This is a genomic window from Cellulosimicrobium sp. G4 BAM 1002 (assembly GCF_057126935.1).
Map to the genome: position 1 here is coordinate 2,357,199 of NZ_CP182109.1, position 23,470 is coordinate 2,380,668.

General features: G+C 72.9%; 26 protein-coding genes. 5 read left to right on the plus strand and 21 right to left on the minus strand.

The annotated features are described in order from the left end of the window. Window positions 1-85: 85 nt before the first annotated feature. The 13 genes from ACMXGY_RS10620 to ACMXGY_RS10680 form a co-directional block, all read right to left on the minus strand. The gene (locus ACMXGY_RS10620) at window positions 86-355 is read right to left on the minus strand and encodes a DUF7218 family protein (RefSeq protein ID WP_483772964.1); all 270 of its coding nucleotides are present in this window, start codon (window positions 353-355) and stop codon (window positions 86-88) included. Between the two features lie 143 nt (window positions 356-498). Then, a complete protein-coding gene (locus tag ACMXGY_RS10625; RefSeq protein ID WP_483772965.1) occupies window positions 499-1,554 on the minus strand; it encodes a tyrosine-type recombinase/integrase in 1,056 nt (351 codons plus the stop codon). Between the two features lie 121 nt (window positions 1,555-1,675). Continuing rightward, window positions 1,676-2,380: a histidine phosphatase family protein gene (locus tag ACMXGY_RS10630; RefSeq protein ID WP_483776845.1), complete on the minus strand. Its 705-nt coding sequence runs from the start codon at window positions 2,378-2,380 to the stop codon at window positions 1,676-1,678. Between the two features lie 83 nt (window positions 2,381-2,463). Further along, entirely contained in the window at window positions 2,464-3,003 is a 540-nt protein-coding gene (locus tag ACMXGY_RS10635) for a hypothetical protein (RefSeq protein ID WP_483772966.1), read from the minus strand. A 287-nt stretch (window positions 3,004-3,290) separates the two neighbouring features. Then, entirely contained in the window at window positions 3,291-3,938 is a 648-nt protein-coding gene (locus ACMXGY_RS10640) for a hypothetical protein (RefSeq protein WP_483772967.1), read from the minus strand. A 608-nt stretch (window positions 3,939-4,546) separates the two neighbouring features. After that, entirely contained in the window at window positions 4,547-5,179 is a 633-nt protein-coding gene (locus ACMXGY_RS10645) for a sortase family protein (RefSeq protein ID WP_483772968.1), read from the minus strand. Further along, window positions 5,176-5,907 (minus strand): hypothetical protein, encoded by a 732-nt coding sequence (locus ACMXGY_RS10650; protein ID WP_483772969.1) that lies wholly within the window; start codon window positions 5,905-5,907, stop codon window positions 5,176-5,178. Before ACMXGY_RS10650 ends, ACMXGY_RS10645 begins: the two co-directional genes overlap by 4 nt. Further along, entirely contained in the window at window positions 5,904-6,503 is a 600-nt protein-coding gene (locus tag ACMXGY_RS10655; RefSeq protein ID WP_483772970.1) for a signal peptidase I, read from the minus strand. The genes ACMXGY_RS10650 and ACMXGY_RS10655 overlap by 4 nt, the downstream gene beginning before the upstream one ends. Next, on the minus strand, window positions 6,500-7,519 hold the full coding sequence (locus tag ACMXGY_RS10660) for a hypothetical protein (protein WP_483772971.1): 1,020 nt from the start codon (window positions 7,517-7,519) through the stop codon (window positions 6,500-6,502). Before ACMXGY_RS10660 ends, ACMXGY_RS10655 begins: the two co-directional genes overlap by 4 nt. A gap of 82 nt (window positions 7,520-7,601) precedes the next feature. Beyond that, a complete protein-coding gene (locus ACMXGY_RS10665) occupies window positions 7,602-8,171 on the minus strand; it encodes an alternate-type signal peptide domain-containing protein (protein ID WP_483772972.1) in 570 nt (189 codons plus the stop codon). 188 nt (window positions 8,172-8,359) lie between these two features. Further along, window positions 8,360-9,547, minus strand: coding sequence for a sensor histidine kinase (locus tag ACMXGY_RS10670; protein WP_483772973.1), 1,188 nt, complete (start codon window positions 9,545-9,547; stop codon window positions 8,360-8,362). After that, window positions 9,544-10,197 (minus strand): response regulator transcription factor, encoded by a 654-nt coding sequence (locus tag ACMXGY_RS10675; protein ID WP_483772974.1) that lies wholly within the window; start codon window positions 10,195-10,197, stop codon window positions 9,544-9,546. The genes ACMXGY_RS10670 and ACMXGY_RS10675 overlap by 4 nt, the downstream gene beginning before the upstream one ends. Window positions 10,198-10,215: 18 nt before the next feature. Beyond that, window positions 10,216-10,470: an arginine deiminase family protein gene (locus ACMXGY_RS10680; RefSeq protein WP_483772975.1), complete on the minus strand. Its 255-nt coding sequence runs from the start codon at window positions 10,468-10,470 to the stop codon at window positions 10,216-10,218. Window positions 10,471-10,748: 278 nt separating this feature from the next. Here ACMXGY_RS10680 and ACMXGY_RS10685 point away from each other — a divergent pair, with 278 nt between their 5' ends. After that, entirely contained in the window at window positions 10,749-11,306 is a 558-nt protein-coding gene (locus ACMXGY_RS10685) for a dihydrofolate reductase family protein (RefSeq protein ID WP_483772976.1), read from the plus strand. A gap of 86 nt (window positions 11,307-11,392) precedes the next feature. After that, the gene (locus tag ACMXGY_RS10690) at window positions 11,393-11,815 is read left to right on the plus strand and encodes a hypothetical protein (protein ID WP_483772977.1); all 423 of its coding nucleotides are present in this window, start codon (window positions 11,393-11,395) and stop codon (window positions 11,813-11,815) included. Window positions 11,816-11,829: 14 nt separating this feature from the next. Here the strand turns inward: ACMXGY_RS10690 and ACMXGY_RS10695 are convergent, their stop codons facing one another. Continuing rightward, window positions 11,830-12,354, minus strand: coding sequence for a putative immunity protein (locus ACMXGY_RS10695; protein WP_483772978.1), 525 nt, complete (start codon window positions 12,352-12,354; stop codon window positions 11,830-11,832). A 180-nt stretch (window positions 12,355-12,534) separates the two neighbouring features. On the opposite strand from ACMXGY_RS10695, the gene ACMXGY_RS10700 reads away from it, so the two are divergent. Next, window positions 12,535-13,323 carry a DinB family protein gene (locus ACMXGY_RS10700; protein WP_483772979.1) on the plus strand — a complete coding sequence of 263 codons (789 nt, stop codon included), beginning with the start codon at window positions 12,535-12,537 and terminating at the stop codon, window positions 13,321-13,323. A 60-nt stretch (window positions 13,324-13,383) separates the two neighbouring features. Here the strand turns inward: ACMXGY_RS10700 and putP are convergent, their stop codons facing one another. After that, window positions 13,384-14,883, minus strand: coding sequence for a sodium/proline symporter PutP (putP, locus tag ACMXGY_RS10705; protein WP_483772980.1), 1,500 nt, complete (start codon window positions 14,881-14,883; stop codon window positions 13,384-13,386). Between the two features lie 141 nt (window positions 14,884-15,024). Here putP and ACMXGY_RS10710 point away from each other — a divergent pair, with 141 nt between their 5' ends. Then, window positions 15,025-15,465 (plus strand): pyridoxamine 5'-phosphate oxidase family protein, encoded by a 441-nt coding sequence (locus ACMXGY_RS10710; RefSeq protein ID WP_483772981.1) that lies wholly within the window; start codon window positions 15,025-15,027, stop codon window positions 15,463-15,465. Window positions 15,466-15,486: 21 nt separating this feature from the next. Here ACMXGY_RS10710 and ACMXGY_RS10715 read toward each other — a convergent pair whose 3' ends face one another. The 3 genes from ACMXGY_RS10715 to ACMXGY_RS10725 form a co-directional block, all read right to left on the minus strand. After that, complete coding sequence (locus ACMXGY_RS10715; protein WP_483772982.1) at window positions 15,487-16,218, minus strand: SHOCT domain-containing protein; 732 nt, start codon at window positions 16,216-16,218, stop codon at window positions 15,487-15,489. Between the two features lie 159 nt (window positions 16,219-16,377). Continuing rightward, entirely contained in the window at window positions 16,378-17,016 is a 639-nt protein-coding gene (locus ACMXGY_RS10720; RefSeq protein ID WP_483772983.1) for an FMN reductase, read from the minus strand. 49 nt (window positions 17,017-17,065) lie between these two features. Then, window positions 17,066-18,253 carry an LLM class flavin-dependent oxidoreductase gene (locus tag ACMXGY_RS10725; protein ID WP_483772984.1) on the minus strand — a complete coding sequence of 396 codons (1,188 nt, stop codon included), beginning with the start codon at window positions 18,251-18,253 and terminating at the stop codon, window positions 17,066-17,068. 363 nt (window positions 18,254-18,616) lie between these two features. Here ACMXGY_RS10725 and ACMXGY_RS10730 point away from each other — a divergent pair, with 363 nt between their 5' ends. Next, the gene (locus ACMXGY_RS10730) at window positions 18,617-18,961 is read left to right on the plus strand and encodes an RNA polymerase-binding protein RbpA (protein ID WP_021483180.1); all 345 of its coding nucleotides are present in this window, start codon (window positions 18,617-18,619) and stop codon (window positions 18,959-18,961) included. Between the two features lie 87 nt (window positions 18,962-19,048). On the opposite strand, the gene ACMXGY_RS10735 is transcribed toward ACMXGY_RS10730, so the two are convergent. The 3 genes from ACMXGY_RS10735 to ACMXGY_RS10745 form a co-directional block, all read right to left on the minus strand. Beyond that, the gene (locus ACMXGY_RS10735) at window positions 19,049-19,849 is read right to left on the minus strand and encodes a polyprenol monophosphomannose synthase (RefSeq protein WP_483772985.1); all 801 of its coding nucleotides are present in this window, start codon (window positions 19,847-19,849) and stop codon (window positions 19,049-19,051) included. After that, the gene (gene lnt, locus ACMXGY_RS10740) at window positions 19,846-21,534 is read right to left on the minus strand and encodes an apolipoprotein N-acyltransferase (protein WP_483772986.1); all 1,689 of its coding nucleotides are present in this window, start codon (window positions 21,532-21,534) and stop codon (window positions 19,846-19,848) included. Before lnt ends, ACMXGY_RS10735 begins: the two co-directional genes overlap by 4 nt. A gap of 241 nt (window positions 21,535-21,775) precedes the next feature. Beyond that, complete coding sequence (locus ACMXGY_RS10745; RefSeq protein ID WP_483772987.1) at window positions 21,776-23,416, minus strand: amidohydrolase; 1,641 nt, start codon at window positions 23,414-23,416, stop codon at window positions 21,776-21,778. Between the last annotated feature and the right edge of the window lie 54 nt (window positions 23,417-23,470).

The window sequence follows — 23,470 nt, forward strand, 5'->3', positions numbered from 1 at the left end:
GCGCCGGAAGCGACGCGATCTCACCGGATCGCATTTCACCCGCACTCAGACCCCACCGAGCCCGCACCGAGACCTCGGTAGGACCTCAGTGCGATCTCAGGGCGTCGATCAGCTCGGCCTTGCGCATCGACGAACGGCCCTCGATGCCGATCTCGGCGGCCCGTTTGCGCAGCCGCTCGACCGTCCAGTCGTCGTAGTCCCCGGCCTTGCCACCCTTGCGCCCGACGGACTTGCGCGACGACCCCGCGGCCGCGTTCGCGATGCGCGCCGCCTTCTCCTTGGAGCTTCCCTCGTCGCGCAGCTTCTCGTACAGGTCGGGGTCCTTGACGCTCGGTCCCGGATCACGCTTCGGCACGGCTCCTCCTCGTCCTGGCTCGTCTCGTCCTGCACGGCCTGCGTGCTGGTTCCAGACTCGCCCCGCGGACGAGGGCTCGCACCTGGTGCCGGTCACGTGCCTGGTCGGGACGACGCCGGCGCGCCCGGCCGACGGGAGCGGCGTCAGGAGTCGACGGGCGCGAGCGCGGCGGAGAGCGGGTGCGCCCGGATCGCCGCGGCGAGCTCGCCCTCGATGCGGTCGAGGTACACGCCCGTCGTGGCGATGGAGGCGTGCCCGAGGAGCTCGGCGACGACCTTCACGTCCCACCCGTCGGCGGCCAGCAGGGTCGCGGTCGTGTGCCGCAGAGCGTGCGGGGTGGCCTCACGGCGGTACTGGGCCGGCATGCGGTCCACGCAACGCCGCAGCAGGCCCCGGATCGCCTGCGCGTCGATGCGTCGCCCGCGCCACGAGAGCAGCAGCGCGCGCTGGGAGTCCGGGTCGTCGGACCGGCGCGCGAGCAGCGCGGGGCGCAGCACGGTCAGGTAGTCGTCGAGCGCGTCGGCGAGCGGTGGCGACAGCGCGACCGTGCGCATGTGCCCGCCCTTGCCCTGGATCCGCCAGCGGGTCTGACCGGGCTCGCGGGAGAAGTCGTCGAGGTCGGCCCGCTCGAGCTCGGACACCCGCGGTCCGAGGACCAGCAGGAGCGCGACGACGAGCCGGTCACGCACCCTCAGGTCCTGGTCCCGGCGGGGCCCCGCGTCGGGCGCCGTCGTGGCGGAGACCTCGAGCAGCGACGCCGCGGAGCCCGCCGACAGCGCCGTACGCGCCACGCGCAGGCCGTCGCGCAGGCGGGCCGGGGGAGCGGCCCACTGCATCGGGTCTGCCTGCACCCACCCCTCGCGCGCCGCGTGCGAGAAGAACCGTGTGACGGACTGGCGGAAGCGGTTCACGGTCGCCGTCGACCGCCCCTTGCCGCCCACCTTGCGGGTCGCGTCCGCGTACCGCCCGTCCGGCGTCGTCTGGTACCGCAGGAGGACGTCGTCGACGTCCTCGCCCGTCACGTCGTCGAGGACGCGCGCGGTCCCGGCCAGGAGCGCGAACTCGCGGACGTCGCGCTCGTAGCTGCGGCGCGTCGTCGTCGACAGCACACCGCGCAGGGTCTGCGCCGCGACGGACGCGAGGTAGCGGTCGGCAGCCTCCGCGACGGTGATGCGATCGAGTCGGGGCGGGGCGACCATGCGCAGGGCTCCTCTCGACGGCGTGGGCTCGTGGTGCCCGGGTGCCGCCAGCGTAGGGGCCGCCACCGACACGGACGAACCTCGTGCGATCGCGTGACCTGCACGGACGCGGACGCCGGTGTCACGGCCGGGGGGCGTGTGCGTCGGTCAGGTGGTCGACGTCGCCGACCCGCAGCACGGCCCGGTTGTGGAAGTACCCGTCCTCGCGCAGGGTCGTGATGCTCCCGGACGGTACGGGGAACGCCACGTGCCCCGCCGCCTCGAGCGGCATCCCGATCCAGGCGGCGACGACGAACGTCGCGGCGAACCCGTGCGTGACGACCACCTGGTGGTCGGCCGGACGGGCGAGCACGTCGGTCATCGCGGCGTACACGCGCCGCGCGACGTCGAGCCGCGTCTCGGCGCCGGCGACGCCCACGTCGTGGCGCAGGCGGTCACCGACCGCGGGCGGCGGGACGAACCGTGCGTCGAGCCACGCCTGCGGTCGCCCGCCCGCCTCGCCGTAGGACGCCTCCCGCAACTGGGGCTCGAGCCGGGGGAGTACGTCCAGCGCGCGGCCGATCGCGTCGGCCGTGCGGCGTGTGCGCAGCAGGTCGGACGTGACGACATCGACCAGGGCGTCCTGGGGGAGGCGGGCGCGGAGCGCAGCCGCGACGAGATCCGCCTGCCGGAAGCCGAGCGGCGTCAGGTCGGAGTCGAAGTCACCCCCGACGAGGTGGTCCACGTGGTGGGTCGCCTCGGGATGGGTGACGACGTGCACGGTGCGCTCGGCGGCGCCCACGCGGTCGGGGAGAGGCGGCGGGAGGTCGGAGGCGTCCTGAGGCACAAGCAAGGGTCGCACGAGATCCGCTCCGCGCTGCTCATCACGCTGTTGACCTAAACACAATGGTTTGTTCTGTATGTCCGATTCTAGGAATCGTAGCCGAGCGTGCGGTCGCGCACCACCCGCCGGGGTTGCGCCGGGACCTGCGCCACAGGGCCGGTGTCGGACGTCGTCCCGTCGGCCTCGTCGCACGGCCCGGCCGAGCGTCGCTGCGTGGGGGACAGCGAGCGCGAGATCCACACGGAGGTCGTCGCGACAGCCGCCACGGTGCCGACCATGACGAACGCGACGACCGTGAGCACGAGCACCGGGATCCAGCCGAGCGTCGCCAGCGTCCTCAGGACGAGGCGTCGCGGCTGTCGACGACCGTCCGGTGCAGAGTTCTCGAACGGCGAGTCCGTGGCGAACGTGCCGTGCAGAGACGTCCGTGTGGATGCGACGACCCGACGAGCGCTCCGGCGGTCGAGCGTGAGCGGCGCGTGAGCGATGCCGGGACCCGGTGCGTACGTCGTCGTGCTCATGACGAAGGGGAGCGCCGGCGTCGCGTCGTGATGCACGCGAACGGTCTTCGGCAGGCACGAAATGACATAATGTACATTATCGGCGCCGAACTGTGCGAGTTGCATCTGAGCAAAAGCTCGCACCTCGCGGCGAAGTCCGCGTCTGTGCCCGGTGCGACGCGACGCGACTTCAGGTCGCGTGGTTCCTCACCTGGACGCGCACAGCGCAGGTCACCGACCCCGCACTGACCGTCCCGCGGCATCGTCGCGGGACCGTCGCCCGACTGCCCACGACGACCAGGCCGGAGCGCTCGAACGGCGGCCGCCTTCAGCCGTGGGCAGGAAGTGAAGCTCGATCCCGAGCGCGATGGTGCTGACCGGATCCATGACCGCAGCCTAGAAGTGCATCAGGCCTACTCGCCGATTCTGCGGTGCGATCCGGCCCCCAACGCCAGGGCGATCTCGTCGGGCAGCTTGTGGGCATGCCTCGGAGTGTGCACGGCTGCCCAGGTGGCTACCCGGTCACAGAACTGATCAAGTCCGGCCTCGGCGCGGGCGAGCGCTGTGCGGACCTGGCCAGTGGAGAACCGAAGGACTGGCTTGGTCGAGTCCGCGGAGTCCTGTGTGATCTCGACGAGCCCATCTCGAACCGTGAGACCAGCGGCCGGATCGTGCCCAAGCCAGCAGCCACGCAGCCGGCCGTCCAAGACTTCGAGGATCTCGGACCGCTCGTCGATCGAGTAGCAACAGCCGGGCAGGACCATCGCGCCGGTGAGGGAATCGGTGAACCGCAACCCGCCCATCGCCATCGGCTGAGCGTCGTCGGGGCCGTGCGAGGCCAGCGCGCGGGCGAGGTAGTCCTCGACAGTTGGCGCCGGGTTGCCATCGTCATCGGAGTGAAACCACCGCAGGATCTGGTGCACCGCGGTCCCCACCTGGCGCTCGGTCAGGTCACCGTTCAGGGCCTGGTACCAGAAACCTTCGCGACCCACGACGGGCCAGAGGTGAAATTCGGCGTCACCGAAGACCTCCACCACCGGCTCCACCCGCAACGCTGTCACATGAGGAACCGTTCCAGTGGCGTCACTGGACGGTCAATCTGAAAGGCGACGCACCCAAACGCACGCCATCGCGGCCAACGCGAGGTACGAGAACTACCTCGCAGGTCTCTGCGCGCCCGCGGCTCCGTGGCCGAGTACGAGACAGCGCACGCTCGAGGTGAACCATGCTCACCGGAGGAATCGCTCCATCGCCTTTGGCGAGCACAAGTCACCGGACGGCAGGCCCGTCGCGATGTCCTGTCGAGACGTGACGCGCGGGTATGCCGGCCAATGGCGACGGCCACGACTCGTGAGCCGAAGGCGAGCGAGCCGTTGCTATCGCCGCCACCGTCGATGCTCCGATCGTGTCCGTGTCCGTGCCCGTGGCTGTGGAGGCACTGCCCTCGGCAGCTGTGACCGCGGAGGCAACCGGAACGGATGAACCTGGACGTCGTCGTGGTGTTGTGTGCCCTCGTCGACCGCTCCCCCGCTGGCGTCGTCGAGCAGGAAGACGGATCGACGTTCCGGAAAGCCCGCGGAACGCGAGGGCGACTCCCCCGCGACGATGTCGACGCCGCCGTCGTGGCGCCTTGGTCGGGCTCGCACAGCAGCCGACTCGGACGACCGTCCTAGTCCGCGACGACCGCATGCACGACCAGGTTCTCCTCCGCCGGGCCGGTGTGGCCGGGGCGCTGCAGGCACGTGATGACCACCAGGCGCTGGTCCCCGTCTGGATGCAGACCCCAGATGTCCGGTGACCGTGCGGCGTCTGCCTTGGCGAGAACATCGGTCCGGACGACCGAGTACACGGTGCCGTCGACCCGGAGCTCGTGCCCGGGGCTCACGGTCACGGCTGCGTCGGAGACCCCGGAGTCGACGAAGGCGTTTCCCGGCGCCCGGCCGTCACGCACCGCGTGCAGGGCTACGACCAGAGGGCGCGTGCCGTCGCCCGTCGTGCGGTCGGGGTCGCGGACCACGAACGCGTCGGTGAGGGACGGCGGGTTCAGTACTCCGCCGGACGCCGACATCTCCATCAAGGGGACGTCGAGCTCCAGGCTCGGCACCTGGAACCGTCCGCCGGTGGCGCGCGGGTCCGCGCCCGCAAGGTCCGGTGCCTGGTCGAGGACGACCGGGCGGCCGTCGAGGTCCGTCAGGACGGCGTCAGTGGAGCCGTCCTGCCACGCGAGCGACATGAGTCCCGCCGCTCCCCCGAGCGCCGCCACGATGACGGCGCTCAGGGCGCGACGGACCCACGCTCTCACGACTCCTCGTCCCGCAGGCGTCGGCGGACCGCCGCAGCAAGAGCGGCGAGGACGCCCAACCCGGCTGCGAGGATGATCCAGGGGTCGTTGCCCAGCCCCGTCCCACCCGTCGTGGAGAGGTTGCCGTCCCACTCCCCTGCGCCGCCGGTCCCTGAGCCGCCGGCCCGGGGTGCCTCGGCGTCGAGGGCGTCCGGGGCAGGCGGCACGGGCCCGTCGGGCGTGTCGCCCGACAGGACCAGCCGGATGTCGAAGCTGAACGACTGCTCGCCCACCACCCCGCGGTTGCCGCTGGTGCGTGTGGTGTCGAACGCGATGCTGACGGGTACCTCGACGGACTCGCCGGAGGCGAGCGGAACGGTCTTGAACGGTGTCTCTCGGTCGTCCGCGAGCCGGTTCGCGGAGCGCTCGTTGATCATCAGCTCGTCGTAGAACGCGTCAGCCGAGGACTGGTGCCGCTGTGCGTTCACGATCGAGGCTGTCAGCGTCCCTGGCATCTCGCCGTCGTTGGTCACTACGAGCGTGTGCGACTGCTCGTGGCCCGGCACCACGACCACCTTGCCGAACAGGGAGCCGTCCACCGTCGTCGTGTCGCCGACCTCGGCCTCCCAGATCAGGACCGGTTGGTCAGCAGCTCCGTCGACGTTCGGTGCGGCAGCGGCTGTGGGGGCGCCCACGGCGGCGAGTGCGAGGCCGAGCGCTGTGGCGATCGTGAGTCGTCGAGCGGTCATGTCCGCTCCTCCTTGTCTTTCGTGTTGTCCTTGCGGAAGGCGAGCAGGACGGTCGCCACGCCGTATCCCAACAGTCCGGTGCCGGCGACGGCGGACACCTGCGGGCCCAGGCCCGCACCGGTGACATGGCCGATCCGCGGCACCGAGTACACGACCCGGCCCATGACCTGGTCGGCGGCGATCTGGTCGTCCGGCGCACCGTTCGCGTCGCCCTGGGTGGTGAACCCGGTGACGCCGCCGCCCGATTCGACCGTCAGCCCGATCACCCGATGGGTGACGAGAGCCGGGTCGTCCGAGACCGGTTGGAACGTGATGACGTCACCGACACGGATGTCGTCGGCCGGCGCGGGCCTGACGACAACCAGGTCGCCGGGCGCCAGCTCCGGCTCCATCGAGCCGGTGAGGACCGTGAGCGGGACGGCACCCATCGCCCGGGGGATCACGGTGACGACGGCCGCCAGGGCGACCAGGCCGATCACCAGAGCGGTGAGCGCTCCGGAGGCGACAGTCGACCAGAACCCGCGCCTGGACAGAGGCGGCTCGCCTGCCATGTTCGGCACCGCGGCCTCAGCCGTGTGCGACTCCAGCGTGGTCATCGACCCACCTCCCGAGCGGCCTCCTCGGCCGCGTTCCGCGCAGCCTCGAGGTCCGCGTCCGTACCGGCAGCCTCGGCCTCGGCGAGGAGACGCGCAGCCTCGTCGGCTGCGGTACGAGCTTCGGCGGCCTCGTCGGCTCCCTGCGCCGCCTCGACCTCCGCCACCTTCAGGTCGACCTCGGCCTCCGCGGCCCGTCCAGCGGCCTGCTCAGCGGCTTCCCGAGCAGCCTCCTGCTCGGCCTGCTCGTGGTCCGGGTCTGGGCCCGGCTCGGTGGCTGGCTGACCCGGGTCTGACTCGACCTCGGTCTCGGAGTCCTGCGACTGCGCCCCGGGCGCCGGGTCCGAGCCGCCAGCCGGGGGCTCGCTCGAGCCCGGCACGGTCTCGTCGTCGTCGTCCGGCTCCGGTCCGGCACCCGCGACGCCGGTGCGGTCTGGCTCCGGTGCGACGACCGGGCCGGTTGCGGGTGCGAGAGCGGTAGGACGAACGATCCACGGAATCTGGAGCGTCGACGAGGCCAGAAGTACGTCGTTGCCGTCGAACAACGCCACATCGAGGAACACGGATGCCTCGTTCATCGAGTTCTTGTGCAGGAGCAGGTCGATGCCGGACTCGAGCAGCTCCGGTGTGATGGGGATGCGTGTGTCGTCGAGGTTCGCCTCGGTGCCGTTGAGCCACACCCAGACCTGACCCGACGACGCGTGGAGGTGGAACGCGAGATAGCCGCCGACCGCGCGGGGATCGAAGAGTCGGAAGTTCACCGTCGAGTACGCGTTGGCGTTGGACGGCCAGCCGTCCGGCTTGCCCCCGGGGTGGTTCTCCGAGGGTGCCCAGCCCTCGACCATCACGACCTCACCGGGCACCTCGCGCGGGTCTCCGGCCGTGACGGCCGGGAAAGGCAGGGTGAGGGTGTCGCGCCACAGGGCGGACGTCGATCCCACTCCGCCCATCAACGGGGCTCCCGCGAGGACTGCGGCGACGGCCGCCGCCGTCAGTGCATGGGTTCGCCTGCGTGTCATGTCGTCTCCTCGGGTTGCGCCGATCCCCGGCCCGCTGGAGCGAGCGGGGGATCGGCGAAGGGAAGGGGTCTGCAGCGGCACGTCAGCGGAAGGTCGGCGTGATCTGCTGGAGGGTGATCGTCATGTCGCCGGGCGCCCAGGTGTTGCCGGCGACGTCGGAGCCCTGGTCCACCGCCTCGTAACCGTCCTGGTTCTTCAGGCGCACGGTCACCGTGAGCTCGTCCTCCGCGTCGCTGTCGAGCGTGTCGTCGAACGTCGCGGTCGGCCCTTCGGCCGTGTTCTCACCGAACGCCCACTGGATGTCCAGCCAGCTCTTGACGTCCTCGGGGTCAGCCGCGCCGCCGATCGCCGCGACCTGGAGCGCGGCCTGGAGGAGGTCGCCCTCCAGTGCCACGTCGATCGGCACCGACCCGCGCAGCTCCACGCCCGGAACGAGCGTCACTCCCCCGGTCGGCACGGGTGCCGTGCCCTCACCGTCGAGCGGACGCAGTTCCCACCGGACATCCTCCGCGGTGAGCTCGAACGTACCGCCGGTGACGTCGGCGCCGCCGACGGTCTCGCTGTCGGACCACAGCGCGAACGTGCCGGCCGTGCCGAGGAGCAGTGCGCCGCCGGCGACGCCGGCGACGAGGCCCTTGGTCTTCTTGTTCATCGTGGTCTTCCTCCGTGTCGATGTGGTCGCAGGCGTGGCCTGCCCGCGGACGGCGTCGGACCCGCCCGGCGCCTCTGGCGGAGGCGTGACACGAGACTGCGGGGTCGGCGAGGACGTCGACCCCGCAGGGTGAGGGAACCGCGGAGGGACGTGCGTGCTAACACGCACGTCCGGGCGAGGGACGGGGCTCAGTGCCCGGGACGCTCCGACTGCCGCACGTCGTCGTCCCGCCGGAACGGCAGGGTGAAGTGCAGCCGGCCGCCACCCTCGGGGTTGGTCGCGAGCTCCAGGACGCCGCCGCGGGACTCGATGCGGGAGCGGTGTCGCTCCAGGCCGTGGAAGGGCGGGACCGGGTCGGGCGGGCCGGACCCGTCGTCGTCGACGGTGACCTCGAAGACCCAGCGGGCCGGCTCCGGCCCGGGGTAGGCCTCCGCCCGCACGCGCACGGACCGCGCGGCACCGTGCTTGAGCGCGTTCGTGACGGCCTCCTCGACCGTGTAGACGGCGATCAGGCGCTCGGTCACCGGCAGGAGCGTCGATCCCTGCTCGTCGGCCAGGTGGCGACGGTACTGCGGGCCGAGCTCCACCGACGTCGCGATCGCCGTCGGCAGCCGCCGGAGCATGAGCTCGATCGCTTCCACGGCCCCGATCTCGAGCCCGGCGGGGAAGACGGCGTGGCTGAGCGAGCGGACCTCGGTCTCGCGGATCTCCTCGAGCGTCTCGGCCCAGCGGCGTATGTCCGCCACGGCCGACTCCTTGCCTCCGGCGAGATCGGCGGCGAGCTGGTCGAGCGCGGCGGTGACGGTCACGAGACGGTACTGCAGGGTGCCGTGCAGCTGGTCGGACACCATGCGGCGGATCCGCATCTCCTCCTGCTGCAGCTCGTCCACCGCGCGGGCGGCACGCACCTGTTCCTGCTCCCGCCGTTGCGCCTCGCTCCGGGCGCGTTCGATCAGGTCGGCGGCGAACAGTGCGGCGCACACGGCGACCGCACCGGCGGCGACGCCGACCAGCCACTCGACGACGGCGAAGGTCGGCCCGGACGGCGTCGTCGTGATCGCGAGCAGCGCCACGACGCGCGGCACCGCGAAGACGGCGGAGAGGGCCGTGGTGACGAGGATGCGGGCCCGCCAGGTGCGTTGCGGCGACCGCAGCGCGAGGGCTCCGGCGGTGACGAGCAGGCCGAAGACGATGTTCACCGAGGTGAGCACCAGGCCCTCGGACACGACTCCCACGAAGCCCTTGGTCTTCGCCGCTGCGAGGCCACCCCACCCCACCCACTGCGCGAGGTCGAGGATCGCGAACAGCGCCACGTTCAGGAGCGCGAACAGGAGCGCGGCCCGGGTGCGGTCCTCCAGCAGGTGCGGTCTCGTCATGCCCGCCACGACCGCCCCGTCTGCTCGAGGAACGCGAGAACGGCTGCGACACGGCGGTTGTGCTCCTCCCCGCCGATGCCCAGACGCTGGTAGATCGCCTGGAGGTGGCTCTCCACCGAGCGTTCGCTGACACCGAGGCGCTCGGCGACACCCTGGTTGGACCAGCCCTCGGCGACGAGCCGCAGCACCTGGAACTGGGCGGGCGTCAGCTCGGCGACCGCCGTCCGTGCGCGTGGGGTGGAGCGTTGGACGAGGTACGGGTCGAGGACCACCTGGCCCTGCGCGGTCGCCGTGACGGCGCGCACGAGCACGTCGCGCGCGAAGCTCGACCGCTTCGACAGGTAGCTCCACGGCGTGGCCGCCTGGTCCTGCACCGTGGTGAACAGTCCCATGACGTCCTCGCTCGACAGGAGCATGATCGCCAGGTCCGGGTCCGCGCGCTGGAGCTGCAGCCCGAGCGAGACGCCGTTGCCGTCGGGCAGGTTCACGTCCAGCACGGCCACGTCGCTCGAGCCGGGCGTGATGACGAGCCGGGCCTCCTGGACCCCGGGGACCGAGTGCACGACGCGGATGCCCTCCTGCGCGGCCAGCACCTCCTCGAGCATGCCGCGTATCAGGGCCTCGTCCTCGACGATGCTCACGCGTGTCATGGGTGCCCGCTCAGAGCTCTACCGGGTCGCGGAGATCGGGCACGTCATGCATTCCCCGCCGCCTCGACCCCGACCGAGCGCTGCGCCCACGATCGTGACGACCTCGACGCCGGCCGGCGAGGCAGCGCGTCGGTGTGGGTGTTCTGGTCGTAGGCGAGGACGAGCGCGGGAAGAGTGAGCTTGGTGACTCGAGCTTCTTCCGCGGTGGATGTCACTGGGGCCCCCAGGATTCGCGTCCCACACAGTCGGTGCATTCCGCCAGGACCGACGCATGTCGCCGTGCCGTCTGACCAGACCTACCACATGGCAGTGCGAACCGCAGGGCGACGTCGTCGTCGCCGCTCGGCACCCAGGCCTCGTCTGGCCGTCCCGGCGCACCCTCGCTCGATCAGTCCCGGGGACGGCCGGTTGCGGCGGTAGTGCCGCGGTTTCCTCGCGGGCGCCCTCGGCTGACCTGGTCGGGGCGCCGGCGGCCGTCAGGTGCGATGAGTTCGTGGCGGCGCCGGCGTCTCTACCTGCGGCAGGGGACGTGCTCGCACGGAAGGGAACCCATGGGAAAGCTGATCTACTCGATGATCACCTCGCTCGACGGCTACGCGAAGGCGGCGGAGGGCGACCTCGGCACCGGCGCCGAGGTGCCGGAGGTGCACACCTTCATCGGCGACGTCTTCCGTGACGTCCGCACGTTCCTCTACGGCCGGCGGATGTACGAGACGATGGTCTTCTGGGAGACCGCGCACACGGATCCGGACGCGCCGCCGCACATCGTCGAGTACGCCCGCGACTGGCAGGCGGCGGAGAAGGTCGTGTACTCCACGACGCTCGAGTCGGTGTCCAGCGAGCGGACCAGGATCGAGCGGTCCTTCGACCCGGACGCGGTGCGCCGGCTCAAGGACGAGTCGGACCACGACCTCTCCGTCGACGGGCCGACGCTCGCGGCCCAGGCGATCGCCGCGGGCCTGGTGGACGAGTACCACCTGTTCGTCACCACGAGCGTCGTCGGCGGCGGCACGAGGTTCTTCCCCGACGGCGTGCGCCTCGACCTCGACCTGGTCGATCAGCGCGCGTTCGACAGCGGGCTGATCTACGCGCGCTACCGGACCCGCTGACTCGCCGGCCGTCTACCGAGGCGCGGGTGCGCTACTCTCCCGGTCCGTCGGTCTCCCACCGCGGCGCACGGGTGTCTACTGTCTCCATGGCAACAGTCGCCCTCGAGCCCACGACCCGGTGCGCGATCGACGCCGTCACGGCGCTGCGCCTCGTGACCGACGACGTCCGCCTCGGCGCCCGACGGCCGCTCGTCGGCCCCTCGGTGCTGCGCAGCCACGCGCTGTCGATCCTCTACCGCGACGTGCGCCGTGGGGTGTTGGACGAGAAGTCGGCGCGAGAGCACCTCGAGGGCCTTGCGACGCTGAAGGTCCGGCTCCTCGCGGACCGGGTCTCGCGGTCCGTGGCGTGGCGGATCGCGCGCGACCTGGACCAGGACGACACCCCGGTCGCGGAGTACCTGGCCGTCGCCACGCTCCAGGCGGACGTCCTCGTCGCCGGTGACGAGCGGATCGCGGCGGCCGCACAGGGGCTGGTCCCCCTCGCCGCGTACGACGACCTCCTGCGCTGACCGACCGGGTGGCGTCAGTCGTCGAAGACGTCCCAGCAGATCGCGCTGCGCCGCCGCTGGTCGTCCAGCACGAGCTCGCGCAGCTCGGCGGGGATGCGCTCGCGCTGCCGGTCGCGCTCCGCGACGCGTGCCGCCTCCGGGTCGTCACCGCGCTCGACGGCGTCGGCGACCACCGCCCGGATCGCGTACGCGGCGGCGCCCAGGTCGTGCGCCGCGACGTGGGCCACCGCCACGGCCTGCCCGGCCGCGAGCGCCGCGTACTTCACGGGTGCGGGCTGGTCGCGACCGGCGGCGTTCGCGGTGAAGGCGGTGGTGTGGGCGGTCTTCATGGGAACCTCGCCGCGGATCCAGGCGTGCGCGACGTCGAGGGCGTGGCGGGGTCGGTCGTCGTCGGGGTGGGCGTCTTCGAAGAGGGGTAGGACGTGCTCGGCGCAGTCGACGGCCCAGCGGGCGAGCTGGCGGTGGTGCGCGTCGGTGAGGGTGCCGCCGCGGCGGACGGTGACGAGTCGGGGGTCGCGGTCGGCGGGCAGGATCGGCATGGTCCGATACTCCCCCGGTTCGAGGGCGGTCCACCATCCTCGGGGCTGCGCCACGGTGCGGATCGGTGGCGACCTCTGGTGGGGTGTGGGCGGGGCGGCGTACGGTGCGCTCGTCGTCCCGTTCTCCGTGCTCGCGCGCTCGGCGGTCCGGACACCGCGACCTTTCTCGAGGAGGAGCTCATGGCCAGTTTCACCGGGTCCGACGACCTGCGGGGGGCGACGTTCGTGGGGGCGGACCTGCGCTCTGCGCGGTTCGTCGAGTCGGACCTCTCGGGTGTCGTGATGCGGGGGGTCGAGGTGCGGGCGATGGACGTCGATGCGCCGTGGCTGTCCGACGGCGACACGTTCTTCCGGGTGAACGGTGTGGACGTGACGGCCTTCGTGGAGTCGGAGCTCGACCGTCGTTTCCCGGGGCGTTCGCAGCGGCGTGCGGTGGATCCGGAGGGTCTGCGAGACGCCTGGGCCGCGTTGGAGCGCACGTGGGCGGGCACTCTCGAGCGGGTCGCGTCGATGCCACCGGGCACGGTCGACGTCTGCGTCGACGGCGAGTGGTCGTTCGCGCAGACGTTGCGGCACCTGGTCCTCGCCACGGACATGTGGCTGCGCCGTGCGGTCCTGGGGGTCGAGCAGCCTTTCCATCCTCTGGGTCTGGCGGGTCCCGGCGCCGAGGAGGCCGGTCTGGACCTGTCGGTCTTCACGACGCGGGTGCCGGACTTCGCCGAGGTGCTCGAGGTTCGCGCGGGCCGGGTCGCGATGGTGCGAGAGCTCCTCGCTGGTGTGACGCCGGCCGAGCTGGCGACGGTGCGCCGGAACCCGTGGTCCCCTGGGCGTCCGGAGACGACGTTGTCGTGCCTGCACGTCATCCTCGAGGAGGAGTGGGAGCACCATCGTTTCGCCGTGCGGGACCTCGACGCGATCGAGTCGGGGGCGGGCCCGGTCGGCGAGGAGGGAACCGCCGGGGCGCAGTAGCGGTTCGTTCCGCTCCCCCGCCGTGTGCGCGCCGGACGCCGCCGTCGTCGGTGCGCGGCGTCAGGGTCGGGCGAGCTCGCGCTCCATCTCGTCGAACTCGGCGTCGATCTCGGGGTCGGGGCGGGCGGTGGCGCGGCTGACGAGCACGGCGACGAGAAGGTTGAGCAGGAACCCGGGCACGATCTCGTACATGGCGCCGCTGAGCGCGTCGATGTTGCCCCACACGGCGACGGTGAGCGCCCCGGTGGCGAGGCCGGCGAGCGCGCCGGTGGCGGTGAGCCGGCGCCAGTACAGGGACAGCAGCACGATGGGTCCGAAGGCGGCGCCGAACCCGGCCCAGGCGAAGGCGACGAGGTCGAGGATGGCGGAGTCGTCGTCGAGCGCGAGGAGCACCGCGACCACGGCGACGACGAGGACGCCGACCCTGCCGAGGACGAGCTCGACCTTCTCCGTGGAGCGGCGTCCGGCGATGTTGTACAGGTCCTCGACGAGCGCGGACGAGCAGACGACGAGCTGGCTGGACATCGTCGACATGATCGCCGCGAGCACGGCGGCGAGGACGAGGCCTGCGACGAAGGGGTGGAAGAAGATCTGGCTCAGGAGCAGGAAGACGGTCTCGGGGTCGTCGAGCGGGCGTTCGGGGTCGCCGGCGAAGTAGGCGATCCCGATGAGTGCGGTGGCGACCGCGCCGCCGGCGGTGAGGATCATCCAGCCGAGGCTGATGCGGCGTGCGACGGTGGCCTCGCGCGGTGAGCGCAGGGCCATGAACCGCACGATGATGTGCGGCTGGCCGAAGTACCCGAGGCCCCACGCGGCGGTGGAGACGAGGGCGACGACGCCGAGGAGGACGCCCTGGTCGGAGATACCGGAGAACAGGTCGAACGCGTCGGGGTTCACCGCGCGGGCCTCCTCGGCGACGGTGCCGAGGCCGCCCATCGAGGTCACGGCCACGACCGGGACGGCGACGAGCGCGGCGAGCATGAGCAGGCCCTGCGCGACGTCGGTGAGCGTGGCGCCGAGGAACCCGCCGAAGAGCGTGTACCCGAGGGTGATGACCGCGACGAGGAGCAGCCCGCTGAGGTAGGGCCAGCCGAAGGAGGACTCGAAGAACTTGCCGGCGGCGACCATGCCGCTGGAGACGTAGAAGGTGAAGAACCCGAGGATGACGACGGCGGCGGCGATGCGCAGCGGTCGGGCGTTGCCCTTGAGCCGCTTGGCGAAGAAGCTGGGGATGGTGATGGCGTTCTCGGAGATCTCTGAGTAGGCGCGCAGCCGGGGCGCGACGAACCGCCAGTTGAGCCATGCGCCGACGATGAGCCCGATCGCGATCCACGCCTCGACGAGCCCTGCGGCGTAGATCGCGCCGGGCAGGCCGAGCAGCAGCCAGCCGGACATGTCGGACGCGTTCGCGGACAGGGCGGCCACGCTCGGGCGCAGCCCGCGGTTCGCGAGCATGTAACCGTCGAGGTTCTGCGTGCGGCGGTAGGCGTAGTACCCGATGGCGAGCATCGCGAGGAGGTAGACGGCGATGGCGGCGAGCTGGAATCCCCGGTCCGACATGGTGTCCTCCTGCGGGCGTCGTCGGCTGCAGTCGTCCTTGCACCGTACGGGACGACGACGGCCCGCGCAGGGACTGCTGGAGCGCGCCGCCAGGTGGTCGCGGCACCGCGCCGGACGCGCGACCGGACTAGGGTGCGGCGCGTGGACCGCGAAGCTCTCGTCAGCCATGTCCGTTCGCAGCGGTGGGGGGTCGTCGCGACCCTGGGCCCCGCCGGGGGCCCGCAGGCCGCCTACCTCCCGATCACCGCGACGGACGCGGGCGAGCTGGTCTTCGACGCGCGCGCGACCTCGCGCAAGGTCGCGAACGTGCGCCGCGACGCCCGCGTCGCGGTGGTGGTCGGCGGGACCGACGGGACGACCCTGCAGTGCGAGGGCGTGGCCGACCTGCCCGTGGGCGAGGACCGCGAACGCTGCGCCGCCGCCTACCTTGCGTCGTTCCCCGAGTTCGCCGCCTCGCTCGCGAGCGAGCAGATCGTGCTCGTCCGGGTCGTGGTCGCCTGGGCCCGGTTCGGGGACTTCCGCACGGACCCTCCCAGGGTGCGCGAGTTCGTCGGCGACGTCGCGGGCGACGGCGGGGCCTGACGCCCGCCCGATCGTGCCCCCTCAGCCGAGGAGCGCCTGCTTCGCACGCGCGAACTCGGCGTCGGTGAGGTCGCCGGCACGGTGCAGCGCGGCGAGCCGTTCGAGCCGGGCCACGAGGGCCGCTCCCCCGTCCTCGCTCGCGGCGCTCGCTGCGGCGGCACCGCGGGCGACGACGACGCGCCACACGGCCCGGGCGAACACTCCCGGGCGCCGGGCGGTGCCCGCGCGGTCGGGGCGCAGCCGGGGCACGCGCGGGGAGGGTTCGGTCCGGTCGTCGACCTCGATGCTGCCCGGGCGTGTGGCTGCGAGCGAGCGGGCGAAGCGCGCGAAGCGTGCGGAGGAGCCGTCGAGGAGGACGGCGCGCGTGGCGCGGGCGGTCGGGTGGCGGTCGTCGCGCCAGGTCACGACGACGGTGGACCCGTCCCCGGTGACGGTCACCACGGGTCGCCCGACGGGTTCGTGGACCGTCCCGTCGCCCCGCACGAGGCGCAGCCGTGCGCCGTCCCAGACGAGCCGGCCGCCGGCGACGTGGAACATGGCCGGGTAGCGGGGTGCGGCGGCGAAGCGTGCGGCGTCGGGCGCGGGCTGCGGTGCCCGCACCACGCCGACTGGCCGCCGCTCGGGCGGGGCCGCGCCGTCGGTACCCGGGCCGGGCGCGTGCTCGGCAAGGGCCTCCACGACGGGTACCGCGACGGTGTCGGGGGCGGTACCGGCAGGCGGTGCGGTGAGGTCTTCGGTCGCGCTGCTGCTCATGCTGCTCCCTCGTCGTCGCCGGTCCCCCCGATCGTGCCGGGTACGGCGCTCGTGGGCAAGACCGATGGCCTGCGACGACGCAGGTCAGGTCGCGGAAGCGCGCCCCGGCCGGGAGCACCAGGGCCGGGGCGCGCAGGGTCGGACGGTCGTGCCGCCCTGTCAGAGCCCGCCGAGGAGCGCCGTGAAGTCGGGCGTGCCGGCGAACGGGTCGGCGGGCCCGGCGTTCTTGCGCAGGGCGACCTTCTCCGCGAGCTCGCGGCCGGCCCGGGCGATGCGGGCGGGCAGGCCGCCGCCGGAGTCCGCCTCGCCGGCCGCCCAGTCGTCGGTGGCGGCGAACACGGACGTCGTGGCGACGTCGGCCCGCAGGTACGTGAACAGGGGGCGCACCGAGTACTCGAGCGCGAGCGAGTGCCGCGCCGTGCCGCCCGTCGCGCCGAGCAGCACCGGCGTGCCCGTCAGCGAGTCCTTGTCGAGGACGTCGACGAACGACTTGAGCAGCCCGGAGTACGTGGTGGTGAACAGCGGGGTCGCGACGACGATCCCGTCGGCGGCGGCGAGCCGCTCAAGGAGGCCCGCGAGCTCGCCGGTGGCGAACCCGGTGAGCATCGCGTCCACGACCGCGTGCGCGTGGTCGCGCAGCTCGACGGTCTCGACGTCCGCCGTCACGCCGAGGCCCTGGAGCTCGCGCACGCTCGCCTCGGCGAGGCGGTCGGCGAGCAGCCGGGTCGACGACGGCTTGGACAGCCCGGCGGACACGACGACGAGGCGGCGGTCCGGGGCGGTGGTGTTCTGGGTCATGCGGTGCTCCTGGCGTGCTCGGGTCTGCTCGCGGTGAGTGGACAGGGTGTCAGAGGCCGAAGGCGGCGCCGGCCTTCGCCGGCTCCTCGTCGTCCTCGGCGGTGCGGCCGGTCCAGCGGTCCTCGGTTCCGCCGACGTGTGCGGCGCCCTCGGTCCCGGCAGCCCGGGCGGCGGCGACGCGCTCGGCGTGGCTCGGCGGGTTCGCCGGCACGTGCGCGGGGCGCGCGGCCTCCATCTCGCGGCGCAGCACGGGCACGACCTCGCCCGCGAGGAGGTCGATCTGCTCGAGCACCGTCTTGAGCGGCAGACCCGCGTGGTCCATGAGGAACAGCTGGCGCTGGTAGTCGCCCACGTGCTCGCGCATCGCGGCGTACCGGTCGATGACCTGCTGCGGCGAGCCCACGGTCAGCGGCGTCTCGCGCGTGAAGTCCTCCATCGACGGGCCGTGCCCGTACACGGGCGCGTTGTCGAAGTAGGGCCGGAACTCGTCCCACGCCTTCTGGGAGTCCTTGCGCATGAACACCTGACCGCCGAGGCCGACGATCGCGGTGTCCGCGGGGCCGTGGCCGTGGTGCTCCCAGCGCTGGCGGTAGAACTGCACCATCTGCTTCGTGTGGCTGATGGGCCAGAAGATGTTGTTGTGGAAGAAGCCGTCGCCGTAGTAGGCGGCCTGCTCGGCGATCTCGGGGCTGCGGATCGACCCGTGCCACACGAACGGGGGCACACCGTCGAGCGGGCGCGGGGTGGACGTGAAGCCCTGCAGCGGGGTGCGGAACTTGCCCTCCCAGTCCACGACGTCCTCGGTCCACAGGCGGCGCAGGAGCGCGTAGTTCTCGATGGCGAGGGGGATGCCGTTGCGGATGTCCTGCCCGAACCACGGGTACACCGGGCCGGTGTTGCCGCGGCCCATCATGAGGTCCATGCGCCCGTCCGAGATGACCTGGAGCATCGCGTACTCCTCGGCGAGACGCACGGGGTCGTTGGTCGTGATGAGCGTCGTGGACGTGGACAGCAGGATGTTCTTCGTCACACCGCTGAGATAGCCGAGCATGGTCGTCGGCGACGACGGGACGAACGGCGGGTTGTGGTGCTCGCCCGTCGCGAAGACGTCCAGGCCCGCCTCGTCGGCGTGCTTCGCGATGGTGAGCATCGCGCGCACGCGCTCGGTGTCGTCGGGGGTCCGGCCCGTCGTGGGGTCGGTCGTGACGTCGCCGACGGTGAAGATGCCGAACTGCATGGTGTGCTCCCGTGAGTCCTCGGTCGATGCGTTTGCATGTACATGCGGCTCAACCCGTGACCCTCCCCTATTGTTCCCGCCGTCCTGCGACGACGGTGTGAGGGTGCGCACGCACGCCTCCCGGGGTGGGGGACGAGTTGCGCGGGGCACCGAAACCGGGGAGCCTGGGACCGCGACGCGCCGTGGCGGACCGGCTCGACGCCGTGGGGGGCCGACAGGCCGCACGCCCCGCGACGTTCACCGGACCTTCACGCTGCCTCGGAACACCGACCGACGACGAGGCGTTGCCTCTCGTAGACCGGGCCGCCGCCCGCACCCCACCGGGCGCGCCCACACCCCCGAAGAACCCCTCAGGAGGACACCATGGCCGACCGTTCGCTGCGCGGGATGAGCATCGGTGCGAAGAGCATGGAGTCGGACGAGGGCGTCGACTTCGCCCCCCGCTTCCAGGCGCACTACGACTGCCCCAACGGGCACACGATCATCCTGCCCTTCTCGACCGACGCCGAGGTCCCCCCGGTGTGGGAGTGCCGCTGCGGCGCCGAGGCGCTGCTGCGTGACGCGGAGCGCCCCGAGCCGAAGGCGGGCAAGCCCGCCCGCACCCACTGGGACATGCTGCTCGAGCGTCGCACGATCTCCGAGCTCGAGGAGCTCCTCGACGAGCGCCTCGGCCTGCTGCGCGCCGGCAAGCTGCGCCGCAGCGCCTGAGCCCACGGCTCCCGCGGTGGCCTGACGCCACGCCACGACCCGTCGACAAGGCCCGGACCCCTCAGGGGTCCGGGCCTTCTCGCGTGGTCAGCGGGCGCGCCGCCCGCCCAGCACCGACCGGAACGCCCCCGCGAACTGGTCCGCGCGCCGTCGGGCGCCCCAGAGCGTGACCTTCCACAACGCCTCGGCCACGATCGCGCGGCTCATCTTCGACCGGCCCGCGGTGCGCTCGACGAACGTGATCGGCACCTCGACGACGCGCCCGCCCGTGCGCTGCACGCGCCACGCCATGTCGACCTGGAAGCAGTACCCGTGCGACTCGACGCTCGCCAGGTCGATGCGCCGCAGCGCGCCGGCGCGGTAGGCGCGGAAGCCCGCCGTCGCGTCCCCGAGCCGCAGCCCGAGGGCGAGGCGCACGTACGCGTTCCCGGCGCGCGAGAGCACCTCCCGGTGCCACGGCCAGTTCTCCACCTCGCCACCGGGGACCCACCGCGACCCGATGACGAGGTCCGGCGCGCCGTGGGGGCCGCCGACCCCGGCGTTGCCGCTCAGTGCGCCCAGGAGGAGCGGGAGCTGCTCCGGCTGGTGGGACCCGTCGGCGTCCATCTCCACGACGACGTCGTACCCGGCGTCGAGCGCCCAGCCGAACCCCGCGACGTACGCGGCACCCAGCCCCTGCTTGCCCGCCCGGTGCAGGACGTGCACGGCCGGGTCCGTCGCGGCCGCGGCATCCGCGAGATCGCCCGTCCCGTCGGGGCTCGCGTCGTCGACCACGAGCACGTCGGCGTCCGGGACCGCGGAGCGCAAGCGCGCGAGCGTGCCCCCCAGGGTCTTCGCCTCGTCGTAGGTGGGCACGACGACCAGCACCCGCCCGGCGACCGCTGTCATCGCGCGTCGGTCCTCGACGGCCCGGCGGCGACCTGCACGCCGTCCTCGGTCCGCGCCGTCCGTGACCCGCGGCGCTCGCGGACCACCGTCACGACCCCGGCGGCGAGCAGCCCGAGGGCGAGGGCCTCGAGGACGATCCCGGGCACCACGCCGGCCCGCACGGCCGGGGTGAGGCTCGTGCGCAGCGGCAGGTCGGCGACCATCTGGTCGGCCGTGAAGAGCTCCGTGCTCTGCAGGAGCGTGCCGTCGGGGGCGATCACGCCGCTCACGCCGACCGTGGAGACCTGGACCGTCGCACGACCCGCGGAGATCGCGCGCAGCCGCGACATCGCGAGCTGCTGGGTCGACTCGGCGGTGTACCCGAACGAGGCGTTGTTCGTCTGCACGACGAGCACCTCGGCTCCTGCGGTGACGGCGTCGCGCACGAGCGAGTCGTAGGCGATCTCGAAGCAGATGACGACTCCGAGCGGCACGGTGCGTCCCAGCCGGGGCGAGTCGAGCTCCATCACGCCGGTCTCGGTCCCGGCGATCATGTCGATGCTCACACGGTCGACCTGGTCGGAGAACACGCGCAGGAGGGAGCGCAGCGGGATGTACTCCCCGAAGGGCGCCGGGTGCTGCTTGGCGTACCGGTCGACGACGCCCTCCCCCGGCTCCCACAGCAGCGACACGTTGTAGCGGCCGCCGGTGTCCGGGTACTCCTGGGCTCCGACGAGGATCGGGGCGTCCACCTCGCGCGCCGCGCGGTCGATCGCGCGGGCGACGTCGGGCGCGGTCTGCGGGTCGAGGTCGGAGCCGTTCTCGGGCCACAGGACGACGTCGAGCTCGCCCGGGTCGACCTGGTCGAGGAGCGCCACGGTCCCCTCCAGGTGGTTGCCCAGCACCTCGGCCCGGTTCGCGAACGACCCGAGGCCGGGCTCGCCGACGTTGCCCTGCACCGCGCCGACGGCGAGCGTGCCGGACTGGGCGGACGCGTCGAGCGGCACGAGGAGCGGGACCGCGACGAGCCCCGCCGCGACGACGAGCGGCACGACGACGCCCCGCACGAGGGCACGCCGACGCCAGAGCGCGAGCACCGCGACGGCGAGCAGCGACCCGGCCAGCGCGACGAGCATGGACACGAGGACCTCGCCCCCGAGCCAGGCCGCGCGGCCCAGCGCGGAGTCGACCTGGGAGAACGCGAGCCGCCCCCAGGGGAAGCCGCCGAACGGCACCTCGGTGCGCGTCTGCTCGACCCCGACGAACAGCACCGCGAACGCGACCGCCTGGCGCGCCGGGCGCTCCCGCAGCCACGACCAGCGTCGCGCCCACACCCACGCCGCGCCCAGGACGGCGACGAAGCACGCCTCCATGACGGACAGCGCGACCCACGGCACGGTCTCGGTGGCGTAGTTCGCCCACCACAGGTGCGGGAGGAAGAACGCGAGGCCCCAGACGAGCCCGACCAGGAAGGCCCACCGGGCGCCGTCGCGGCGCAGCGCCCAGAACAGGGCTGCGACGCCGACGAACGCCGCGGGCCACCACCCGCGGTCGGGGAAGGCGGCGTCGGTGAGCAGGCCGCCGGCCACGGCGAGCAGGAGCGTCAGCACGCGCGACGGTCCGCGCTGAGGGCGGGGGCCGCCGGTGACGGTCGGTCCGAGGTCCGGCTGCGGTGCTGGTCCGGACAGGGGCTTCGGGTCGTGCACGGGGTGCAGACTACGCCACCGACCTGCGCAGGAGCGGTGCGTGTGCGGGCTCGCGCGCCCTTCGGCCCGTACCGCGCTGCCACCAGCGAGGCACGTTTTCTACTGAGCGCGCGAGCCCGGCCAGGTACCCGTCACAGCATGCCGGGGGATCGTCGTCGGTGGCTGATCCCCCCGGCGGCCGCGGGGGCCGGAACACCCTGTCGAACCTACTCCGGCTCCTCGCGGTGTCAAGCGGTAGCGCTCACACGAACGTGTCGAACAGCACGACGCCGTCGCGCACGGTCTGCAGGCAGCGGGGCCGCGGCACGTCGGGGCCCAGCTCGGGCAGCAGCGGCTGACCCGCACGGGCGTCGGTGCTCCACGACGACGTCGTGCGGCCCAGCGCGCCCTGCACCACGAGGTGCTCGCCCTGCCACACCGCGAGGTGCGCGGGCGCCCCGACGCGCAGCTGGCCGGCGCCCGTGTGGTCGAGCCCGGCGATGCGCCACCCGCCGCGCGTGTGCGCCCGGAACGCCGCCCGGGCGGAGATCTGCTGGTCGGGGTCCACGTGCGACATCGCAGCGAGCACGGCAGCCCACGGGTCGAGACGCGTCACCGGGGCGTCCGACCCGAACGCGAGCGGCACGCCCGCCCCCGCGAGGTCCGCGAACGGGCTCAGCCCCTCCGCGCGCGTCGCGCCGACACGGGCCGCGTACATGCCGCCCGGCCCGCCCCACGCGGCGTCGAAGCCGGGCTGGATGCTCAGGCTGACCCCGAACAGCAGGAGCGTCGCGAGCGCGTTCGCATCGACGAACAGCGCGTGCTCGACGCGGTGCCGCGCGGCCCGCACGGAGCTGGTGCCGTGCACCTGCGCGGCGACCTCGAGCCCCAGGACGAGCTCGTCCATCGCCCGGTCCCCGATGACGTGGAAGCCGCCCTGCGTGCCCGCCGCGGCGACGGCCGACAGGTGGTTCGCGATCTGCTCCGCGGTGAGGTAGAGGGTGCCGCGGTCGGTGCGGTCGGGACCGTCCTGGTACGGCAGGCGCATCGCCGCGGTCCGCGACCCGATCGACCCGTCGACGTTGAGGTCCCCCGCGATCCCGACGAGCCCCGGCACGTCCGCGAGCAGCTCGCGCGCCTCGTCGACCGTCGCGCACAGCTCGCCCCGGTACCCGGCGACGTGCGCCAGGCCCGACGACGCGTCCCGCGTGAGCTCGAGCAGCTCGCGCAGGCCGGCACGCGTGTCGATGTGCGGGGCGCTCATTTCGTGGACCGACACGATGCCCTGCTCCGCCGCCGCGCGCAGCGCCGTCCGGTACAGCTGTGTGCGCCGCCCCGGCGTCACGTCGCGGGCGACGTCGCGCGCGACGTGGTGCGCCTCCCTCGTCACCCACCCGGACTCGTCCCAGCCCGGACGGTCCTCCAGCGCGCAGCGCCGCGCGAGCGTCGTCGACACGACCGCCGAGTGCACGTCCACGCGCGCCGCGTACACCGCCCGCCCGCCGGCCGCGGCGTCCAGCTCGTCGCGCGTCGGGGGACGCCCCTCGGGCCAGGACCGTTCGTCCCACCCGAACGCCAGCACGACATCGTCGTCCCCGACGCCCGCGGACGCCTTCGCGATCGCCTCGAGCGCGGCGACGAGGCTCGTCACACCGGCGCTCGCGGACAGGTCGACGCCGGCGAGGGCGAGCCCGACCTCGAACAGGTGGACGTGCGCGTCGACGAACCCGGGTGCGACGAGGGCGCCGTCGAGATCGACCACACGGTCGGCGCGGGCGGCGAGCCCGTCGGCCGTGTCGTCGGCTCCGATCCAGGCGATGACGCCGTCGTCGACGAGGAGCGCTTCGGCGAACGGGTCGGTCTGGGAGTGGATCACGCCACCGCGATACAGGGTTGAGGCCACAATCCTTCACCATACCGCCACAACCGGGGTCCTTGGAGGCGTCCGCGCAGGTGG